17 protein-coding genes are annotated in these 16693 nt (G+C 73.2%); 10 read left to right on the top strand and 7 right to left on the bottom strand.

Annotated elements, in window-relative coordinates; all coding sequences use genetic code 11:
- Positions 1-56: 56 nt before the first annotated feature.
- The gene (locus tag FIC82_RS16235; RefSeq protein ID WP_154799201.1) at positions 57-1817 is read right to left on the bottom strand and encodes a nitrite/sulfite reductase; all 1761 of its coding nucleotides are present in this window, start codon (positions 1815-1817) and stop codon (positions 57-59) included.
- Positions 1818-2260: 443 nt separating this feature from the next.
- Here FIC82_RS16235 and FIC82_RS16230 point away from each other — a divergent pair, with 443 nt between their 5' ends.
- From FIC82_RS16230 to FIC82_RS16215, 4 genes are all read left to right on the top strand, one after another.
- A complete protein-coding gene (locus tag FIC82_RS16230) occupies positions 2261-2635 on the top strand; it encodes a hypothetical protein (protein WP_154799200.1) in 375 nt (124 codons plus the stop codon).
- Between the two features lie 146 nt (positions 2636-2781).
- Positions 2782-3342 (top strand): PadR family transcriptional regulator, encoded by a 561-nt coding sequence (locus FIC82_RS16225; RefSeq protein WP_154799199.1) that lies wholly within the window; start codon positions 2782-2784, stop codon positions 3340-3342.
- Positions 3339-4145: an alpha/beta fold hydrolase gene (locus tag FIC82_RS16220; RefSeq protein WP_154799198.1), complete on the top strand. Its 807-nt coding sequence runs from the start codon at positions 3339-3341 to the stop codon at positions 4143-4145. The genes FIC82_RS16225 and FIC82_RS16220 overlap by 4 nt, the downstream gene beginning before the upstream one ends.
- A gap of 93 nt (positions 4146-4238) precedes the next feature.
- Positions 4239-4721 carry a DUF456 domain-containing protein gene (locus FIC82_RS16215; RefSeq protein ID WP_168731999.1) on the top strand — a complete coding sequence of 161 codons (483 nt, stop codon included), beginning with the start codon at positions 4239-4241 and terminating at the stop codon, positions 4719-4721.
- Between the two features lie 21 nt (positions 4722-4742).
- Here FIC82_RS16215 and FIC82_RS16210 read toward each other — a convergent pair whose 3' ends face one another.
- Entirely contained in the window at positions 4743-5123 is a 381-nt protein-coding gene (locus FIC82_RS16210; protein WP_154799197.1) for a VOC family protein, read from the bottom strand.
- A gap of 122 nt (positions 5124-5245) precedes the next feature.
- Between FIC82_RS16210 and FIC82_RS16205 the strand changes: the two genes are divergently transcribed.
- Entirely contained in the window at positions 5246-8032 is a 2787-nt protein-coding gene (locus FIC82_RS16205) for a UvrD-helicase domain-containing protein (RefSeq protein ID WP_154799196.1), read from the top strand.
- 21 nt (positions 8033-8053) lie between these two features.
- Here the strand turns inward: FIC82_RS16205 and FIC82_RS16200 are convergent, their stop codons facing one another.
- Positions 8054-8746 carry a DUF6518 family protein gene (locus tag FIC82_RS16200; RefSeq protein ID WP_253691230.1) on the bottom strand — a complete coding sequence of 231 codons (693 nt, stop codon included), beginning with the start codon at positions 8744-8746 and terminating at the stop codon, positions 8054-8056.
- Positions 8747-8969: 223 nt separating this feature from the next.
- Between FIC82_RS16200 and FIC82_RS16195 the strand changes: the two genes are divergently transcribed.
- Positions 8970-9602 (top strand): hypothetical protein, encoded by a 633-nt coding sequence (locus FIC82_RS16195; RefSeq protein ID WP_154799195.1) that lies wholly within the window; start codon positions 8970-8972, stop codon positions 9600-9602.
- Positions 9602-9829: a helix-turn-helix domain-containing protein gene (locus FIC82_RS16190; RefSeq protein ID WP_154799194.1), complete on the top strand. Its 228-nt coding sequence runs from the start codon at positions 9602-9604 to the stop codon at positions 9827-9829. The genes FIC82_RS16195 and FIC82_RS16190 overlap by 1 nt, the downstream gene beginning before the upstream one ends.
- 19 nt (positions 9830-9848) lie before the next feature.
- On the opposite strand, the gene FIC82_RS16185 is transcribed toward FIC82_RS16190, so the two are convergent.
- Together FIC82_RS16185 and FIC82_RS16180 are read right to left on the bottom strand one after the other, a co-directional pair.
- Positions 9849-10424: a Clp protease N-terminal domain-containing protein gene (locus FIC82_RS16185; RefSeq protein WP_154799193.1), complete on the bottom strand. Its 576-nt coding sequence runs from the start codon at positions 10422-10424 to the stop codon at positions 9849-9851.
- Position 10425: 1 nt separating this feature from the next.
- Positions 10426-10647: a helix-turn-helix domain-containing protein gene (locus FIC82_RS16180; protein ID WP_154799192.1), complete on the bottom strand. Its 222-nt coding sequence runs from the start codon at positions 10645-10647 to the stop codon at positions 10426-10428.
- 155 nt (positions 10648-10802) lie between these two features.
- Between FIC82_RS16180 and FIC82_RS16175 the strand changes: the two genes are divergently transcribed.
- The 3 genes from FIC82_RS16175 (at position 10803) to sucD (ending at position 14656) form a co-directional block, all read left to right on the top strand.
- Positions 10803-12383: an OmpA family protein gene (locus FIC82_RS16175; RefSeq protein WP_154799191.1), complete on the top strand. Its 1581-nt coding sequence runs from the start codon at positions 10803-10805 to the stop codon at positions 12381-12383.
- A 175-nt stretch (positions 12384-12558) separates the two neighbouring features.
- A complete protein-coding gene (gene sucC, locus FIC82_RS16170; protein WP_168731998.1) occupies positions 12559-13728 on the top strand; it encodes an ADP-forming succinate--CoA ligase subunit beta in 1170 nt (389 codons plus the stop codon).
- Positions 13729-13765: 37 nt separating this feature from the next.
- Positions 13766-14656 carry a succinate--CoA ligase subunit alpha gene (sucD, locus tag FIC82_RS16165; RefSeq protein WP_154799189.1) on the top strand — a complete coding sequence of 297 codons (891 nt, stop codon included), beginning with the start codon at positions 13766-13768 and terminating at the stop codon, positions 14654-14656.
- 85 nt (positions 14657-14741) lie between these two features.
- Here sucD and FIC82_RS16160 read toward each other — a convergent pair whose 3' ends face one another.
- The gene (locus FIC82_RS16160; RefSeq protein WP_253691229.1) at positions 14742-15809 is read right to left on the bottom strand and encodes a 1-acyl-sn-glycerol-3-phosphate acyltransferase; all 1068 of its coding nucleotides are present in this window, start codon (positions 15807-15809) and stop codon (positions 14742-14744) included.
- On the bottom strand, positions 15806-16651 hold the full coding sequence (locus FIC82_RS16155; RefSeq protein WP_154799188.1) for a patatin-like phospholipase family protein: 846 nt from the start codon (positions 16649-16651) through the stop codon (positions 15806-15808). Before FIC82_RS16155 ends, FIC82_RS16160 begins: the two co-directional genes overlap by 4 nt.
- Between the last annotated feature and the right edge of the window lie 42 nt (positions 16652-16693).

Genomic DNA, 16693 nt, shown 5'->3' with positions numbered 1-16693 from the left:
GGCGGTGCCCGACGACGGGGTGCCGGCGGTGGTGGTCGTCGCGCCCTGGTCCTCGCTCACTGGAGCGCCTCCTCGTCGGCCCGGTGCGCCCACTGGGCGAACGTCTCGGTCCCGTCCTTGTCGGCCTCGTACCGTCGGACGACGCGCTCGACGTAGTCGGGCAGGTCGCTCGCGGTGACCTTGAGGCCGCGCACGGTGCGGCCCAGGCCGGCGAGCTCCCGGTCGTCCGACGCGAGCCCGCCGCCCAGGTGGACCTGGAACCCCGGTACCTGCTCGCCGTCGTCGTCCATGACGAGCTGACCCTTGAGGCCGATGTCCGCCGTCTGGATGCGCGCGCACGAGTTGGGGCAGCCGTTGACGTGCAGCGACAGCGGCTTCATCTGGGAAAGGTCGCCGAGCCGCTTCTCGAGCTCGTCGATCGTGGAGCTGGCGGTGTCCTTGGTGTCGACGATGGCGAGCTTGCAGTACTCGATGCCCGTGCACGCGATGGTGCTGCGGCGGAACGGGCTCGGGGCGGCGTCGAGCCCGTTGGCCTTGAGCGTCGAGACGACGTGCTCGACGTGCTCGTCCGGGACGTCGAGCACGAGCAGCTTCTGGTGCGGCGTGAGGCGCACGCGGTGCGAGCCGACGGACTCGGCGAGGTCGGCGACGTTGGCGAGGATCGTCCCGGACACGCGCCCCACGTAGGGTGCCGCGCCGATGTAGTTGAGCCCGTCCTTCTGCTTGTGCACGCCCACGTGGTCGCCGGGGACCGGCGGCTTGGGGGCGGGCGGGCCGTCGGGCAGCGCGTACCCGAGGTACTCGGTCTCGAGGACCTCGCGGAACTTCTCCGGTCCCCAGTCGGCGAGTAGGAACTTCAGGCGGGCCTTGTTGCGCAGGCGGCGGTAGCCGTAGTCGCGGAAGATCTGCACGACGCCGTGCCAGACGTCGGGCACCTGCTCCTCGGTGACGAACGCCCCGAGGCGCTCGCCGAGGCGCGGGTTCGCGGACAGCCCGCCGCCGACCCACAGGTCGAACCCGACGCCGAGCTCGGGGTGGCGGTGCGCCACGAACGCGACGTCGTTGATCTCGTGCACGACGTCCTGGCTCGGGTGACCCGTGAGCGCGGTCTTGAACTTGCGCGGGAGGTTCGCGAGCTCGGGGACGCCGATGTACTTCTCGGTGATCCCCGCGACGGCCGGGCCGATGTCGATGAGCTCGTCGGCGGCGATCCCCGCGACCGGGCTGCCGAGCACGACGCGCGGGACGTCGCCGCACGCCTCCGTGGTCTGGAGACCGACGGCCTCCAGGCGGCGCCAGATCTCCGGGACGTTCTCGACCTCGACCCAGTGGAGCTGGATGTTCTGGCGGTCGGTGATGTCGGCGGAGTCGCGGCCGAACTCCGTCGAGATGCCCGCGATGACGCGCAGCTGCTCGGTCGTGAGCGCCCCGCCGTCGATGCGGACGCGGAGCATGAAGAACTTGTCCTCGAGCTCGTGCGGCTCGAGTGTCGCCGTCTTGCCGCCGTCGATCCCGGGCTTGCGCTGGGTGTACAGGCCCCACCAGCGGAAACGCCCGTGCAGGTCGTCGCCCGTGATGGAGTCGAAGCCCTCGCGCGCGTAGATCGTCTCGATCCGCTCGCGGACGGAGAGGCCGCCGTCCTCCTGCTTCCACTTCTCGTTCGCGTTGAGCGGCTCGGTGCCGTCCACCTTCCACTGGCCGTTCGGGCGGGCCGCCCGGGCCGGGCGCGCGGGGCGCTCTCCCGTGGCCCGCGCCGGCCGCGCGGGGCGCTCCGGCCCTGCGGGGGTGGTGTCAGGCGCAGTCGTGGCCTGCGTCATCGGGGTTCCTCGTGTCCTCGTCGGGGGCGGGGACGCGCGACGGCGAGCGCTCAGCGAGGGTGCGAGTGGCTGAGGACCGACGGCGCGCGCCGGTTCTCAGGGGTTCTCCGGGGAGAGGGGCGAGCGTGCGGGCTCGCGCTGAGTCGGGCGCGGTTCAGCGACAACAGCTGAGACACGTGTGCGCGCACGCCGGCATCCCGTGACGCGAGGTCACGAGGAGGGTGCGGGCTGCCGTGGTCATGCGCAGAACGATAGCGGCGGTCCAGCGCCGTGGACACCCCTCGTCCGTATCGTGGGAAACCGGAAATACTAGACTGATTCAGTCTGGTTTGTCCAGGCCTGACGCGCGGCGGGGTCCGGGCGGCGCGCTCGACGCGAGAACCGGGCGTATCTCACCTTGTGCAAACTTTCACGACACGCGCGTCAGCAAATAGGATGGCGGCATGGAGTTCCTCTACAACGTCTTCGTCGCGCTGCACTTCATCGGGTGGGCCATCGTCCTCGGCGGCTACCTCGCGTCCCTGCGCTCGCCGGGCCTCTACAAGGGTGTCTTCCACGGCGCGCTCACCGCGCTCGTCGCAGGGGTCGCCATGGTGGGCATCGGCGAGGCGTCGGTCTGGAAGGACTGGGCCAGCGGCGGCCCGGACATGGCCAAGATCGGCGTCAAGCTGGTCGTCGCTCTCGTCATCGCCGTGCTCGCGTTCGTCGCCAAGCGTCAGGCGACCAAGGCGGCCGACGGCGCCGTGGCCCCGGGCGTCAAGCACGCCATCGGCGGCCTGACCCTCGTGAACATCCTCGTCGCGGTCTTCTGGAACTGACGCCCGGCGGCCGGCTTCCTCGCGAGGTCGGCAGCGGCGGGCGAGATCGGCACTCCCGGTTGCCGATCTCGCCCGCCGTTGCCGACCTCGTGCCGTGTCCGGGTTGAACCCTTGCGTCCAGAGTAGTCGCATGGTCCACTAGTCGCATGGTCCTTCGATATCTCGTGCTCGGCCTGCTCACCCTCCAGCCCATGACCGGCTACGACCTCAAGCGCGCGTTCGACTCGTCCGTGCGCCACTTCTGGGCGGCCGACCGCTCGCAGCTCTACCGCACGCTCGCCGCGATCGTGGACGCCGGCCTCGCGGAGGTCGAGGTCGTGCCCCAGGAGAGCTATCCCGACCGCAAGGTCCACACGATCACCGACGCCGGCCGCGCGGCGCTGCGCGACTGGCTCGCCTCGCCGCTCGAGCCGGAGGACTCCCGCGAGCCCTTCCTCGGCCGGCTCTTCTTCGCCGACCAGCTCGACGACGACGGACTCGCGACGCTCCTCGCGACCCGCCGCGCGCTGGCTGAGGAGACGATCGCCACGCTGACCGCGGAGGAGGAGCGGGTGGCGTCCGTCCTCGCCGGCGGAGGGGCCGACGCCGACCGCGTCCGGGACACCCGAGGGCTCGCTCTCCGGCTCGCGACCCTGCGCCACGGGCTCGTCCACGCCCGGACGGAGCTCGCGTGGCTCGACGCGACCGAGGGCGAGGTGCTCCCGTGACCGTGCCGGACGCCGTCGTGCACCACCCGAGCCGGCGCGAGGGGGTGCCGGGGACCGAGCGGGCGTCCGTCGTCCTGCTCCACGGCGGGAGCGTCGCCTCCTGGATGTGGGAGCCGCAGGTCGAGGCGCTCGACGACCTCGACGTCTGGACCCCTGACCTCCCCGGCTACGGCACGCGAGCCGCTGCGGACTGGCACTCGTTCGACGCGACGGCCGACGACCTCGCGGCGTGGCTGGCACCGCTCGCGGCCGAGCGCGAGGTGCACGTCGTCGGTCTCTCGCTGGGCGGGCTCGTCGCTCTCCGGCTCGCAGCGCGGCACCCTGCGCTCGCGACGTCCGTCCTCGCCTCCGGCGCCGTGGTGGACGGCGTGCCCGGGATCCTGGGCGCCATCGGCCGGGCGCAGCTGCGGGTGTGGGACCGGCGCTGGTACTGGCGGGGACAGGCGTACGCACTCCGCCTCCCCCGGGAAGCGCACGACGTGTTCGTGCGTACCGGGCTGGCCATCCGGCGGACCAACATGGAACGGCAGGTCGCCGAGCAGTACGGCGGCGCCTGGCCGGAGGGCCTGGAGACCACCGGGGCGCGGGTGCTCGCGGTCGCCGGGTCGCGCGACCTGCGCCCGGCGCGCGGTGCGCTCGCGACGATCGCACGCCGGGTCCCGGACGCCGTCGTGCGCCTGGCGCCGGGGATGCACCACCAGTGGAGCGCGGAAGACCCGGACCTCTTCAGCGCCATGATCCGCACCTGGGTGCTCGACGGCGTCCCGCACCCCGCACTCGTGCCTCTCGCTCCCGGCGGGTGAGGACAGGCTGCCGAGAAGTGTCTCCCCGCCCCCGAGTCGTCCGTCTCCGGGGCGGATGGTCACTTCTCGGCGCCCTGTGCGAAGGTGGGCGCCGTGAGCATGGGCGGAGAGGTCCTCGTCGGGCTGGCGATCCTTGTCGGGCTGGTCGGGATCGTCGTGCAGATCCTGCCCGGGAACGTGCTCGTGCTCGGCGCGATCCTCGTCTGGGCGATCCTCACGGGCGGTACCGCGGCGTGGGTCGTCTTCGCCGTGGCCGCGGTGCTCGTGGTCGCGGCCGAGGTGGCGCAGTACGTGCTGGCGGGACGGCACATGCGCCGCGCCGACGTCCCGTGGTCGACCCTCGTCTGGGGCGGGATCGCCGGCGTCGTCGGCTTCTTCGTCATCCCCGTGATCGGCCTGTTCATCGGGTTCGTGCTCGCGGTGTTCGTCGCGGAGCTCCTGCGCCGCCGCGACCGTCGCGCCGCCTGGCGCGCGACGGTCGCCGCGATGCAGGCGACCGGCATCACGATCCTTGTCCAGCTGCTCGGTGGCCTGCTCGCGGCGGCCACCTGGGGCGTCGGGCTCGCGATCACCTGAGCCTGCCCGAGAGCGGACCGGTCAGCCCGGCAGCTCCATGACGTAGAGCGTGTTCCCGTCGACGTCGCGCAGCGAGAACATCGGCGGGACGCCCTCCCAGCGCAGGAGCTCGCCGGTGTCCGCACCGGCGTCGGTGAGCGCCGCGTGGTCGGCGGCCGCGTCCGAGGTCGTGAGGCGCACGCCCGTGTCGACCCCCGCGGGGAAGCCGTCGCCGGCCGCGACGAGCGCGACGGACGTCGCGGCGCCCGGGGGAGCGACCTCGACCCAACGGAACCCTTCCTGGAGCTCGCCGTCCATGCGGACCTCGAACCCGAGCGTCCCCGTGTAGAACTCCAGCGCGTGGTCCTGGTCGGTGACCGGGACCGCGACGGTGTGCACGCCGGTGAGGTGGGTCGTCGCCATGGTGTGTCTCCTTGGGGTGCGGCGGGTGCTGCGGTCGTCATGGGGGAGACCGTCGTCGACGGCACGACTCATCGGCGAGCGCGGCATCGGGTGTGGGTGCGGGCGCCTAGGCTGGAGGGGCTATGGCTTCGCTCTTCGAGAACCTCCCGCTGCCCGGCCTCGACACGCTGTTCGACGGCCCGCGCGTCGACCACGGCGGCGAGTCCCGCCTCCCGCGGACCGCCCCGCGCTGGACCGACGACCCGGCCGTGCCCGACGGCGCGGGGTCGCCCGCCGGGGACGGCGCCCAGGGCGGGGCGGGGACGGGAGGCGACAGCGCGTCGTCGGGCTCGGTGCCGGGCGAGCGTCGCGGCCGGTACGCCCACCTCGATCCCGAGGCGCTGCTCGACGGGCTCAACCCGCAGCAGCGCGAGGCCGTCGTGCACGCGGGCGGGCCGCTGCTCATCGTGGCGGGTGCGGGGTCGGGCAAGACGCGCGTGCTCACGCACCGCATCGCGTACCTGCTCGCCACGCGCCGGTCCAACGCCGGGCAGATCCTCGCGATCACGTTCACCAACAAGGCTGCGGCGGAGATGCGCGAGCGCGTCGAGACGCTCGTGGGGCCGGGCGCGCGGAACATGTGGGTCTCGACGTTCCACTCGGCGTGCGTGCGCATCCTGCGGCGCGAGGCCAAGACGCTCGGGCTGCGGTCGAGCTTCTCGATCTACGACGCCGCGGACTCGCAGCGCCTGATCACGCTCGTCACGCGCGAGCTGGACCTCGACCCCAAGAAGTACCCGGCCCGCTCGCTCGCCAACAAGATCTCGGACCTCAAGAACGAGCTCGTCGACCCCGAGACCTACGCGCGCGACTCGGGAGCGCACGCGACCGACGACGGGCTCGCGGCGCGCGGCGGCCAGCACGGCGCGAGCGTGCCCGAGTTCGACCAGGTGCTCGCCGACGTCTACACGCGCTACCAGGCGCGGCTCGTCGCGGCGAGCGCGCTCGACTTCGACGACATCATCATGACGACGGTCAACCTGCTCCAGGCGTTCCCGGCCGTCGCGGAGCACTACCGCCGCCGGTTCCGGCACGTGCTCGTCGACGAGTACCAGGACACCAACCACGCGCAGTACGTGCTCGTGCGCGAGCTCGCGGGCGTCGGCGAGGACTCCGCCGCGACCGACGCCGCGACGAGCGGGACGGGCGCGGCGCAGGTCCCCGCGCTCGACCCCGCGGAGCTCACGGTCGTCGGCGACGCCGACCAGTCGATCTACGCGTTCCGCGGCGCGACGATCCGCAACATCCTCGAGTTCGAGGCCGACTACCCCGACGCGCGCACCATCCTGCTCGAGCAGAACTACCGCTCGACCCAGAACATCCTCTCCGCGGCCAACGCCGTCATCTCGCGCAACCCCGACCGCAAGCCCAAGCGGCTGTGGACCGACTCGGGCGCGGGCGCGAAGGTCATCGGCTACGTCGCGGACAACGAGCACGAGGAGGCGCGGTTCGTCGCGGAGGAGATCGACCGCCTCGGCGACTCCGACGGCGTGCGCCCCGGCGACGTCGCCGTGTTCTACCGGACCAACGCCCAGTCCCGCGCGCTGGAAGAGGTGCTCATCCGCGTCGGCCTGCCCTACAAGGTCGTCGGCGGCACGCGCTTCTACGAGCGCCGCGAGGTCAAGGACGCCGTGGCGTACCTGCGCGCGATCGACAACCTCGACGACGACGTCAACCTGCGCCGCGTGCTCAACACCCCCAAGCGCGGGCTCGGGGACCGGGCCGAGGGCGCGGTCGCGGCGCTCGCGGACCGCGAGCGGATCTCGTTCGGCGCGGCGCTCGCCCGCATCGACGAGATCCCCGGCCTCACCAACCGCACGCTCAACCCGCTGCGCGCGTTCGTCGAGCTCATGACCGGCCTGCGCGAGCTCGCGGACTCCGGCGCGACGCCGTCGGACATCCTCGGTGCCGTGCTCGACCGCACGGGTTACCTCGCCGAGCTGCGCGCGAGCGACGACCCGCAGGACGCGACGCGTGTCGAGAACCTCGCCGAGCTGCACGCCGTCGCGACGGAGTTCACCGAGCTGGACCCCGAGGGCACGCTGTCCGACTTCCTCGAGCGTGTCTCGCTCGTCGCCGACGCCGACCAGATCCCCGCGGACGACGCGGACGACGAAGCGGAGGGCGAGGAGAAGGAGGACCCGGGCGTCGTCACGCTCATGACGCTCCACACGGCCAAGGGTCTCGAGTTCCCCGTCGTCTTCCTCACCGGCATGGAGGACGGGACGTTCCCGCACATGCGATCCCTGCACGACGACGCCGAGCTCGCCGAGGAGCGCCGCCTCGCCTACGTGGGCATCACCCGCGCGCGCGAGCGGCTCTACGTGTCGCGGTCCGCGGTGCGGTCCGCGTGGGGCATGGCGAACGAGTTCCCGCCGAGTCGGTTCCTCGAGGAGATCCCCGAGGAGCTGTGGGACTGGCGGCGGCGCGAGTCGTCGATGGCGACCCTGCGCGCGGGCGGGTCCGTGTGGGGTCGCGGCTCCGGCTCCGGCTCCTGGTCTGGGTCGCGGTCGGGGTCCGGGTCGTGGTCGGGGGCGCGGTCCGGGGCCGACGACGACGGGTCTACCCTCCGCGGCCCTCGTTCCTCGGGCCGCTCCCGCCAGGCCCGCCACGACCCGTCGTCGTCGGCCCCTGCCCGCGCCGCGTTCGGCTCGCCTACCGGTGGGGCGAAGTTCGGGTCCGCGACGCCGCGGGCCGACGGGGACGTGCCGAACCTCGCGGTGGGGGACAAGGTGACGCACGACGCGTACGGGCTCGGGACGGTCGTCGCGCTCGAGGGCGCCGGGCCGAACGCCGTCGCGAAGATCGACTTCGGGGCCGACGGGACCAAGCGTCTCCTGCTGCGCTACTCGCCCGTGACAAAGCTCTGAGTGGTCCGGGGGAGCTGAGGGCTAGCCGATCGTGCCCAGGGCTCGGTAGGCGAGGACGAACGCGGCCGCGACGACGGCGGTGCCCGTGACGGCGATCGTGGCGGGCACGGCGCCGCGGACGCGGCGCGCGAGCATGGCGGCGAGCAGGACGAGCGCGACGACGCCGATCGCGACCCAGTAGGTGGCGCCCGTCGTCTCGACGACCGTCGTGAGCCCGTAGACGCACTCGCCGAGACCGACGCCCGCGAGCAACGCCGTGCCGAGGGCGGCGTGCACACCGGTGCGCCGCAACCACGCCGCCGCGACCCCGACGAACGGGCCGACCACCACGCCGACGACCCCGAACAGCACCGGGTCGTAGAAGAACCCGCGCAGGTCGGCGGCGACGGTGTAGCCGAGGACGAGCAGGACGAAGCTCGCGGCGCCCAGCACCGCTGCGTGCCACGTCCGGGCGCGGGGGTCGCCCGCGTGCCAGGCGACGAGGAGGGCGGTGAGCACGGTCCACCCGCTCGCCGAGTTGGCGAAGGGCGCCGCGGCGTCGGGCAGGAGTCCTTGCGCGTACGACGTCGTGCCGCCGAGCACCAGGCTCGCGACGAGGACGACGACGGCGCGCAGCACGGTCCGACCCGTCCGGTGGCCGCTGGTCGTGGTCGGTGTCGGGCGCGCTGCGAGGTCGACGGCGGCGCGCCCCGGACGGAGGTCGGGTCGGGGCATGGCGACCACGCTAGGGAGTGGCGTCACCGACGGCGTCCCCCCGTCGTCCGGTCCCCGGAGACCCGGCGTCCACCTGAGGTGGGAGTCGCCGTGACGCGTCGTCGCGCTGCCGACGCTCCGGGACACCGTTCGACGACTTCGTGGCGCATATCGAAAAACGATAGTATCGTTTGTCGTTGTTATCGCTCTCCGATATGCATGGCGCAGTCCCAGGGAGGATCCCGTGCCCACCGAACCCCGCAAGCGCTTCTCGCTCGTCGAGCTCGACCGGTCGGACGTCGTCGTCACCATGCTCGTCGCGGCGGCCGTGGTCGTCGGTGCGGCCGTCGTCATGGTGCGGCGTGTCGCCGAGCTCCTCGGCGACGGGCCGGTCCCCGTCCGGGTCGAGCTGACCGGCGACGAGGTCGTCCGCGCGCCCCTCGGCCCCGGCGGCGCCGACGTGACCGCGACGGCTGGATCCGTGGTCGTCGACGTCCCCCACCTGGCCGGCTTGGCGCGGGCCGCGGCGCTCGTCGAGGCGGTGGCGATGCCCACCGCCTTCGCCGTCACGGCGGTGTGCCTCGCGCTGTTCTGCCGCCGCGTGGTGCGGGGGCTGGCGTTCACGGCCGCGACCACGCGCCTCGTGCTCGTCGCGTGCCTCGCCACCCTCGTGGCGTGGCTCGTGCAGGTCGGCGCCTCGGTCGTCGTCGGCGGTGCCGCGCGGTCCGCGCTCGGCGGGGGTGACCCAGGGAGCGGCACGGTCTTCGTGACGGCGTTCCCGCTCGGGCTGCTGCTCGTCGCGATCGCGCTGGGGGCCGTGGCCGGCGCGATGCGTGTCGGGGAGCGGCTCCAGCGCGACACCGAGGGTCTGGTCTGATGCCGCCCGAGGAGGACCCCGGGCGCGTGCACTGCCGGCTCGACGAGCTGCTCGAGGAGCGCGGCATGACGCTGAGCCGGCTCGCGGAGCTGGTGGGGGTGACCGTCGTCAACCTCTCGGTGCTCAAGAACGACCGGGCGCGCGCCGTCCGCTTCTCCACCCTCACCGCCGTCTGCGACGCGCTGGGGTGCGAGATCGGCGACCTGCTGGTGCTCCGGCCCCGCTGAGCGTGCCCGGCCGGACGGTTCAGGAGGCCCGGCGCTGCCGTGCCGCGAGCGCGGCGCGCAGGCCCGCGACGTCGGAGCCCGCCTCGGCGAGCGCGTCGACCAGCGCGCGGTGCGCCGTCGAACCCTTCGCCCGCGCGACCGCCGCGAGGACGTGGCCCGAGTCGATGGTGCGCGACCCCTCGTGCACCGCCTCGCGCAGCGAGAGCTCGAGCGTCTTCTTCGCCTCGGGCGTGAACGGGATGTGGGACCGGCGGTTGCGCCGACCGCGGGCGCGCTCCCCGTCGCCCGCGCGGTCGAGCGCCCCAGGGCCGAAGACGACGTCGGTGCGCGCGCGGATCTCGTCGAGGTCGATCCCGAGCGCCGCGAGGGCGGGGCCGTCGAGCGTGTCGTGCCGGCGCGCGGCGTCGACGTGGCGCTCGAGCCCGGCGCCGTCGACCCCGGCCGCCGCGAGCGCGGCCGCGCCCGCGCCGCCCTCCTGGCGGGCGAGGGAGAGGAGCAGGTGCACGGCGTCGATGGCGTCGTCCTCGCGGGAGCGAGCGACCTCCTGGGCGCCGACCACCGTGTCGCGGGCGTCGGCGGCGAAGCGTTCGAACATGTCATGACCTCCTGGTGGTGCGGGACGCCCCGTACTTCTTGTGCACGGCCTGGCGGGAGACTCCGAGGCGGTCGGCGATCTCCTGCCACGACCAGCCGAGCGACCGGGCGTGCTCGACCTGGAGCGCCTCGAGGCGCTCGGCGAGCACGCGCAGCGACCGCACGGCGCGCAGCCCCGTGTCGGGGTCGGTGCTGCTCGCGGCGTCCATGTCGACGGGTTCCATGGATGTCAATCTAGGTTGACGACGCGCAGACTGTCAATAGAGGTTGACGTTCTTGGTCGGCTCGGAGAGGCGTCCCCGTGTCGGCTAGTGTCGGGGCCGCCGCGCGGGGGTCGAGTCGTCCGCGGGTCAGACGACGATCGACGGGGGAGCGCACGATGCACCAGCGGAACCGGACGCGAAGGGCGGGCGTCGCGCCCGTCCTCCTGGCGGGAGTGGCCCTGACCCTTGCGGGCTGCGGCGCCGACGCGCCGGATCCCGGCCCGGGTCAGGCGACCTCCGCGCCGCCGACGCTCTCCACCGACCCGACACCCGTCGCGGTCCAGGGCAACGTCCTCGGGCTCGACATCGAGGGCACGGTCGGTCCCCTGGTCGTCGACGGGGACCTCGCCGTCCTGCGCGTCGAGCTCGGGGCGATCGGCGGCGAGGGCTCGTTGCTGGCCGGGAACGTGTTCGGGAACCGGGCGATCTCGGACTACGACGACTCGTTCGACGGGGTGCGGCTGGTCGACCTCGACTCCGGTGTCGTCCGAGAGGCGGCGCGGTCGGTCTCCGGGAAGGCTCTCGCCGAGCTGGGCGACCAGTACATGATCGCGCCGGGCCGTGAGCCGGTCGTGGGCTTCGTCGCGTTCGACGCGCCGACCACGCCGACCACCGCGGTCCTCGTCCCGTCCCTCGGTCTCGTCGAGGAGATCCCGGTGGTGGCTGCTGCCGACGCCGACGGGCTCACGGTGCCGGTGGCCGACCTCGCGCCGTCCGGGGTCGACGACGTCGTGGCGCCGACCGCCGTCCTCGAGACGTACAGCGCCACGGCCGACGACGCCGTCCGCACGCGTGACACCGGCGAGAAGGTGAGCGTCAACGTCAGCTCCGACGTGCTCTTCGCGGTCGACTCCGCCGACCTCGGCCCGGAGGCGGACACCGCGCTCGAGGCCGTGGCGCGCGAGCTCGCGCTCGCGGCGGACGGCGAGCTCGTGGTCGCCGGGCACACGGACGACGTGGGTGACGACGCCGCGAACCAGGACCTGTCGGAGCGCCGCGCGCGAGCCGTGGCAGACCGGCTGGGGCAGGTCGCGGACCTCGGTCGGTTCGACGTGCGCGTCGAGGGGCGCGGCGAGCGCGAGCCGGTCACGGCCGAGCTCACCGACGAGGCACGCGCTCTCAACCGCCGGGTCACGGTGGAGTTCACCGCGGCCGACGAGCCCGTCGTCGCCGAGGGGTCGACGGACGGCGACGCCGTGCCGGCAGCGGGGCCGACCGTCGAAGGGCTCGGGGGTGCGACGCTCGAGCACCTCGACTCGGTCGGCGCGGTCCAGGACCTGCACGTCGAGCTCGTCGAGGTGCGTCGTGCGGGCGGCTATCTCGTCGGAACCCTCGACGTGCGCAACGACGGGACGGACTACGCGACGTTCGTGAGCGTGCTCGGGTCCGTCCGCGACGGGCGCGGCGACCTCGGCAGCGGGTTCCTGGGCGCGAGCAACGTCACCCTGCTCGACGGCGGCGTGCGCGTCTACCCGGTCGACTACCTCGTGGAGCCCACGTTCTACGACCTCAACGAGCGCAACGTCCTCGCGGACCTGCAGGTCGGCTCGCTGAACCCGGGCGTCACGTCCCGGGTGACGGTCGTCTGGCCGGACACGGGGGCCGGCACCGTCGTCGTCGACGTGCCCGACGGCTCGACGACCGTCTCGGACGGCAGCACGCCGGTGCGGTTCGTGGACGTGCCGGTCGCGGACTGACCGCGCACCGCCCGCGCAGGACGCCGCGTGACCAACGGAACACGCGGCGGCCGCCGTCGGGTGCCACCGAGCGATAGGAGCCCCCGCCTTCCCGGGCTACCCTGTACGGGGATGTCTTGATGTCGAGACATCGGTCATGCCGCACACGGCGCATCAGACGGAAGGACGCAGCAGGGTGGACCTGTTCGAATACCAGGCGCGTGACATCTTCGAGAAGCACGGCGTGCCCGTGCTGGGCGGGGTCGTCGCGACGACGCCCGACGAGGCTCGCGCAGGCGCAGAGAAGCTCGGCGGCGGGACCGTCGTCGTCAAGGCCCAGGTGAAGACCGGCGGCCGCGGCAAGGCCGGCGGCGTCAAGCTCGCCCACTCGCCCGAGGAGACCGCCGAGAAGGCGTCCGAGATCCTCGGCATGGACATCAAGGGCCACACGGTCCACCGCGTCATGGTCGCCCAGGGCGCCAAGATCGCCGAGGAGTTCTACTTCTCGGTGCTGCTGGACCGGTCGAACCGCAACTACCTCGCGATGTGCTCCGTCGAGGGCGGCATGGAGATCGAGCAGCTCGCGGTCGAGCGCCCCGAGGCGCTCGCCAAGGTCGCCGTCGACCCGATCGTGGGGATCGACGAGGCCAAGGCGCAGGAGATCGTCGACACCGCGGGCTTCGCCGAGGAGCTCAAGGCCCCGGTCGCGGCGGTCATCCGGAAGCTCTGGACCGTCTTCACGGCGGAGGACGCGACGCTCGTCGAGGTGAACCCGCTCGTCCGCACCGAGGACGGGTCGATCATCGCGCTCGACGGCAAGGTCACGCTCGACGACAACGCGTCGGAGGTCCGTCACCCGGACCACGAGGCGCTGGAGGACAAGGAGTCGACCGACCCGCTCGAGGCCAAGGCCAAGGCGAACGGCCTCAACTACGTCAAGCTCGACGGCGAGGTCGGCATCATCGGCAACGGGGCGGGGCTCGTCATGAGCACGCTCGACGTCGTCGCGTACGCCGGTGAGGCGCACGGCGGCGTGAAGCCGGCCAACTTCCTCGACATCGGCGGCGGCGCCAACGCGCAGGTCATGGCGAACGGCCTCGACGTCATCCTCAACGACCCGCAGGTCAAGTCGGTGTTCGTCAACGTCTTCGGCGGCATCACCGCGTGCGACGAGGTCGCCAAGGGCATCGTCGGCGCGCTCGAGATCCTCGGCGACGAGGCCTCCAAGCCGCTCGTCGTGCGCCTCGACGGCAACAACGTGGACCTCGGCCGCGCGATCCTGCGCGAGGCGAACCACCCGCTCGTGACGCTCGCCGAGACCATGGACGGCGGCGCCGACAAGGCTGCCGAGCTGGCCAACGCCTGATCGCCCGAAGACGCGGAAAGCTGAGACAGAGAACACCATGTCGATCTACCTGAACTCCGACTCCAAGATCATCGTCCAGGGCATCACCGGCGGGATGGGTGCCAAGCACACCGCCCTCATGCTCGACTCGGGCGCGCAGATCGTCGGCGGCGTCAACGCCCGCAAGGCCGGGACGACCGTCACGCACAAGGACCACGAGGGCAACGACGTCACGCTCCCCGTGTTCGGGACCGTGGCCGAGGCCATGGCCGAGACGGGCGCGAACGTGTCCGTCCTGTTCGTCCCGCCGGCGTTCACCAAGGACGCCGCGATCGAGGCGATCGACGCCGAGATGCCGCTCATCGTCGTCATCACCGAGGGCGTGCCCGTCCAGGACACGGCCGAGGTCTGGGCCTACCTCCAGGGCAAGAAGACGCGCATGATCGGCCCGAACTGCCCCGGCATCATCACGCCGGGCGAGTCGCTCGCCGGCATCACCCCGCACACCATCACGGGCAAGGGCCCGGTCGGTCTCGTGTCGAAGTCGGGCACGCTGACCTACCAGATGATGTACGAGCTCAAGGACCTCGGGTTCTCGACCGCCATCGGCATCGGCGGCGACCCGATCGTCGGCACCACGCACATCGACGCGCTCGAGGCGTTCGAGAACGACCCCGAGACCAAGGCCATCGTCATGATCGGCGAGATCGGCGGCGACGCCGAGGAGCGTGCGGCGGCCTACATCAAGGACCACGTCACGAAGCCGGTCGTCGGCTACGTCGCGGGCTTCACCGCCCCCGAGGGCAAGACGATGGGCCACGCCGGCGCGATCGTCTCCGGCTCCGCGGGCACCGCGCAGGCCAAGAAGGAGGCCCTCGAGGCCGTCGGCGTCAAGGTCGGCAAGACGCCGTCCGAGACCGCCGCGCTGCTGCGCGAGGTCCTCGCCTGACCCAGGGTGCACGACCACGGTGCCTCGAGCACCGACGACGCCCCGCGGCCGGACCTCCGGCCGCGGGGCGTCGTGCGTGCACCCCTCAGGGGGTGGGTCCGCGTCGCCCGGGCCGCGCCGGCGACGCGGTGGGAGCGCCGGCGGCGGCGAGCCACGCGTCGAGCCGGACCCACTGGGCGTAGAGCCACGCGGCACGCTCCTCGTCGCCGCTCGGCAGGTCCGCGCGGGGCGTGGACCACACCTTGAGCGTCAGGCGCTTGTCCATCGGCAGCTCGCGCCAGATGTCCCGCGGGGCGACCAGGCGCTCGAGACCCGTGTGCGCCACGACCGCGACGCCCGTCGTCGGGGTCGCGTCGAGCGCGGCGAGGAAGCCGCCCACGTGCGGCGCCATGACGTGCGGCATCGTGACGGCGAGCTCGGCGAGGTCGTCCTCGCCCGCGGCCCGGAGGGCGGCGATGCGCGCGTCACGCCGCCGCGGGGTGACGTTCCCGCCCTCGGGGAACAGCAGCACCGCGGAGTCCGGCGCGAGACCGGTCGCGAGCGCGGTCACGGCCTCGGTGCCGGTGGGCGCCCCCGGCCGCCGGCGCGAGCGCGGCACGACGAAGTACGACGGGATCCGGTGCAGCAGCACGTCGATCGCCGGGTCCCACTGCAGCGTGTCCTTGAGCACGACCCGGGGCTCGCGCCGCGCCGTGTTGAGGATCCGGTCCATGAGGACGAACGAGTCCCCGGGCCCCGCGTGCCGGCTCACGACGAGCATCGGGGCGCCGTCCAGACCGCCCGCCTCGCTCAGGTCGGCGTCGATCTGCAGCCGGAGCGTCCAGCGCACCTGCCAGAACAGCACCGACAGCATCGCGCCCGCGAGCCGGACGTGCGCGCGCCGGAAGCCCGGACGGTCCAGCGCCCACCCGAACCCCGACCCCACCCAGAGCCCGAACAGCGCGACCAGCGCGACGGCGTCCCACACGACGTAGAAGCTCACCAGCCACAGCACGCGCGGCGCCCGGAGCCTCCCGGGCAGCGCCCAGCTCACGATCCCGCCTACGAGGAGCACGAGCATGAGGCTCGTCGGGACGAGCAGCACCGCCAGGACGACGACGGCCGGCGCGAGGAGCAGCCGGCGGACCCACCGTGGTGGGGGAGCGACGTTCACGCGTCGCCCCCCAGGTCCTCCAGGTAGCGGCGGGACGCGGCGTACGACGACGACGCGCGGGCACGGGTCGTGTCGAGGCGGCGCGACGAGGAGAGCCGGTCGTCACCGGGCAGCGGCCCGCCGCTGGGCAGGACGTGGACGGTCACGTCGTCGGGCACCTCGGCGAGCTCGCGGGCGAATCGGTGCCGCCGGGCGATCTCGAACGTCACCTTCGCGACCTCGACCGCGGTCCGCGGGGGTCGTAGCGGCTCCTCGATCCGCCCGACCTGGAGCACCCAGACCGTGCGCGCGCCGCGTCGTACCGCCTCGCCCAGCGGGATGGAGGAGACCACCCCGCCGTCGACGTAGTGCTCGTCCCCGATGCGCGTCGGCGGGAGCGCGCCGGGGACGGACGCCGACGCGAGCACGGCGTCCACGAGCGGGCCCTCGCTGAACCAGCGCTCCGCCGCTCGCTCGATCGACGCCGCGGCGACGACGAGCGGCACGTCGAGGTCGGCGAACGTCGCGCGCGCGCCCAGCACCTGGCGCAGGAGCGCGCGCAGAGGCGCCGGGCTGGCGAGGTGGGTGCGTGTCGTCGCGAGGCGGCGCACCTGCCGGTACCAGGCCTCGCCGTAGACCTGCGCCGCGGCGGGTGAGGACCAGGCGGACTCGAGACGGGGGACGACGGCGAGCGTCGGGTCAGCGGCGAGGGCCGCCCCGTTGATCGCGCCGATCGACGTGCCGACGACGAGGTCCGGCGCGATGCCCCGCTCCAGGAGGGCTCGCAGCATGCCGATCTGGACCGCACCGCGCACCCCGCCACCCCCGAGCACGAACGCGGTCGGGGCGGGCGACGTCGTCATGGACCGATCGTAGGCGCGGGTAGGCTGGCGCGCCGGGGCGAA

The organism is Cellulosimicrobium protaetiae (genome assembly GCF_009708005.2).
Classification (GTDB): domain Bacteria; phylum Actinomycetota; class Actinomycetes; order Actinomycetales; family Cellulomonadaceae; genus Cellulosimicrobium; species Cellulosimicrobium protaetiae.
This window is presented reverse-complemented; position numbering and strand designations above follow the sequence as displayed.

Coding starts and splice junctions, on each gene's coding strand:
- FIC82_RS16205 (WP_154799196.1), top strand. CDS start 5,246: ATGGCTTCGCTCTTCGAGAACCTCCCGCTGCCCGGCCTCGACACGCTG.
- FIC82_RS16230 (WP_154799200.1), top strand. CDS start 2,261: ATGGAGTTCCTCTACAACGTCTTCGTCGCGCTGCACTTCATCGGGTGG.
- FIC82_RS16210 (WP_154799197.1), bottom strand. CDS start 5,123: ATGGCGACGACCCACCTCACCGGCGTGCACACCGTCGCGGTCCCGGTC.
- FIC82_RS16200 (WP_253691230.1), bottom strand. CDS start 8,746: ATGCCCCGACCCGACCTCCGTCCGGGGCGCGCCGCCGTCGACCTCGCA.
- FIC82_RS16235 (WP_154799201.1), bottom strand. CDS start 1,817: ATGACGCAGGCCACGACTGCGCCTGACACCACCCCCGCAGGGCCGGAG.
- FIC82_RS16190 (WP_154799194.1), top strand. CDS start 9,602: ATGCCGCCCGAGGAGGACCCCGGGCGCGTGCACTGCCGGCTCGACGAG.
- FIC82_RS16180 (WP_154799192.1), bottom strand. CDS start 10,647: ATGGAACCCGTCGACATGGACGCCGCGAGCAGCACCGACCCCGACACG.
- sucD (WP_154799189.1), top strand. CDS start 13,766: ATGTCGATCTACCTGAACTCCGACTCCAAGATCATCGTCCAGGGCATC.
- FIC82_RS16155 (WP_154799188.1), bottom strand. CDS start 16,651: ATGACGACGTCGCCCGCCCCGACCGCGTTCGTGCTCGGGGGTGGCGGG.
- FIC82_RS16225 (WP_154799199.1), top strand. CDS start 2,782: ATGGTCCTTCGATATCTCGTGCTCGGCCTGCTCACCCTCCAGCCCATG.
- FIC82_RS16175 (WP_154799191.1), top strand. CDS start 10,803: ATGCACCAGCGGAACCGGACGCGAAGGGCGGGCGTCGCGCCCGTCCTC.
- FIC82_RS16185 (WP_154799193.1), bottom strand. CDS start 10,424: ATGTTCGAACGCTTCGCCGCCGACGCCCGCGACACGGTGGTCGGCGCC.